The following is an 800-nucleotide window of genomic DNA, read 5'->3' as shown; positions in this document are numbered from 1 at the left end:
GGCAAGATCGTCCAGGAGCTCGAGGCCTTCTTCCGCGGCGCCGGCTGGAACGTGGTCAAGGTGCTGTGGGGACGGGAGTGGGACCCCCTGCTGGCGGCCGACACGGACGGCGAGCTGGTCCGGGTCATGAACGAGACCCTCGACGGGGACTACCAGACCTTCAAGGCGGAGTCCGGCGGGTTCGTCCGCGACCACTTCTTCGGCCGGTCCACCACGACCAAGGAGCTCGTCGCGGATATGACCGACGACGAGATCTGGGCCCTCAAGCGCGGCGGCCACGACTACCGCAAGGTCTATGCCGCCTACCGGGCGGCCGCCGAGTTCCGGGGCAAGCCCACGGTGGTGCTCGCGATGACGGTGAAGGGCTACGGCCTGGGCGCCTCCTTCGAGGCGCGCAACGCGACCCACCAGATGAAGAAGCTGACCCTGGAGGACCTCAAGGCCTTCCGCGACCACCTGCGCATCCCGATCACCGACGAGCAGATCGACGACGACCTCTACGGCGCTCCCTACTACCACCCCGGCCCCGACGCCCCGGAGATCCGGTACCTGCTGGAGCGCCGGAGGGAGCTCGGTGGAGGACTGCCGACGCGCCGGGCCCGGCACGCCCCCGTGGTGCTGCCCGGCGACGACGCCTACCGGTCCGGCAAGAAGGGATCGGGCAAGCAGATGGCGGCCACCACCATGGCCTTCGTGCGCGTCCTGCGGGATCTCATGCGGAGCAAGGACTTCGGCCACCGGATCGTGCCCATCGTCCCCGACGAGGCCCGCACCTTCGGCATGGACTCGTTCTTCCCCAC

General features: G+C 69.4%; 1 pseudogene. It reads left to right on the top strand.

Features of this window, described 5'->3' with window-relative positions:
* Positions 1 to 800, top strand: a pseudogene (locus tag RF644_RS18685) (pyruvate dehydrogenase (acetyl-transferring), homodimeric type); the annotation flags it as partial.

It is taken from the genome of Kocuria sp. CPCC 205258 (assembly GCF_040981005.1).
GTDB lineage: Bacteria > Actinomycetota > Actinomycetes > Actinomycetales > Micrococcaceae > Kocuria > Kocuria rosea.
Note: the sequence above shows the minus strand (reverse complement) of the source record. Positions and strands in the feature narration are given on the sequence as shown.